Origin of the sequence: Vitreimonas flagellata (genome assembly GCF_004634425.1) — a bacterium.
GTDB lineage: Bacteria > Pseudomonadota > Alphaproteobacteria > Caulobacterales > Aquidulcibacteraceae > Vitreimonas > Vitreimonas flagellata.
In genome coordinates this window covers 1-1,565 of sequence record NZ_SBJL01000012.1, presented here as the reverse complement: position 1 = coordinate 1,565, position 1,565 = coordinate 1, and the positions used below count along the sequence as shown (strand labels likewise).

Here is a 1,565-nt window from a genome sequence, read left to right as displayed (position 1 = left end):
GATGCTGTTGAAAAAGTCCGAGAGGTCTTCGGCCCCTCCTGTTGTGTCGGAGGCTTTCGTCGAAGTTCATCGCCCGGCGGCTCGCGCCGCCCGGTAGTGCGTGCTCGCCCTAGGCTGAGGCCGCTATCGGGGGCGGCGCGAAGAGCACCTTTGCGAGTTTCCTCAAGTTCTGCGCGGCTGCTGCGAGGGTAAATTCATCGTGCGCGCCCGATGGGCCACGTAAGCGCAGACGGTCGAGCTTCATGATGCGCTTCAAGTGAGCAAACAACATCTCGACCTTCTTTCTCTCGCGACGTGATTGCTGAAATTCGGGACTGGCGTTGATGGCGCGCGCCACATCGCGGGCAGCTTCGTGGACGCTGCGCGTGACTTTGCGCATCGGCTGTCCTGGACAACATTGTTGCTTCAGGCCGCACACGTCGCAATCGTGCTTGCTGGCGCGATAGAGGCGAGTGTTGGCCTTGGTGACGCCGCTACGCTCTGTCTGATAGGCGCGCCGAAATTGGAGGAGCCGTTTGCCATTTGGGCAGGTGAGGCTGTTGGTTTCAGCGTCGTACGCGAAATCGGATCGGCTGAAGATCCCATCTTCGCGCTCACCCTTCTCCCACACCGGCACGTGCGGCTCGATGTTCTTCTGGTCGACCATCCAGGCAAGCATTTCGGCTGTGCCATAGGCGGTGTCGCCGATGAGCCGCCTTGGCTTAGCGCCAAAACGGCGCTCCACGCGATTGATCATCGCCTTGGTTGCGTTGACTTCCGCCGTGCGCAACGCCGGCGTCGCTTCAACGTCCATGATCACGGCGTGCTTCACATCGATCAGGTAATTCGTGCACCAGCCGAAGAAGGCGGGTCTACCGACCGCTGCGGTCAGTCGTGACGCAGGATCAGAGAGGGAAATCTCTTTTGGCGGCGCGGCTTCGCGATCGAGGCCTTTGAGATATTCGCTCACCGCACGGCTTGGGCGGCTGCCGCCGGCGCCGCCGGTCCAATCGTGATCGTCGCCGCCATCGATGTGATTTTGTCGGTTGGCGTCGGCGCGGATGATGCTGGCGTCGGTTGCAAAGCCTTCGCCCCCGACGAGGCCTTTGTCCATGCAGGTCCTGACCGTCGTTTCGAACACCTTTCGTAGAGTGTCGGCGTCGCGAAAGCGGCCGTGGCGGGTCTTGGAGAAGGTCGAGTGATCGGGAACAGCATCCTCAATGCCGAGCCGGCAAAACCAGCGATAGGCGAGATTGAGCGAGACCTCCTCGCACAAGCGCCGCTCGGAGCGGATGCCGTAGCAATAGCCGATGAGGAGCATCCGGATCATCAGCTCTGGATCAATCGAAGGGCGGCCAATGTGCGAGTAGTACGGCGCGAGTTGCGCTCGCAGATCGGACAAATCGAGCACCGCATCGATCTTACGCAGCATGTGATCGCCAGGAACCACTTCATCGAGGTTGAACTGATAGAACAGCTGGCCCTGCGCGCCCGATTTCTCTCCCATCATCGCCGCCTCCCTTGCTCACAACGCAAGGGAATCAGCGTTCGCTGAAATGCGCATCGACTTTTTCAACAAAATTGGC

1 protein-coding gene is annotated in these 1,565 nt (G+C 60.4%); it reads right to left on the bottom strand.

The window, feature by feature from the left end; all coding sequences use genetic code 11:
• Window positions 1-109: 109 nt before the first annotated feature.
• Window positions 110-1,489 (bottom strand): transposase, encoded by a 1,380-nt coding sequence (locus EPJ54_RS19610; RefSeq protein ID WP_135213471.1) that lies wholly within the window; start codon window positions 1,487-1,489, stop codon window positions 110-112.
• Window positions 1,490-1,565: the final 76 nt, after the last annotated feature.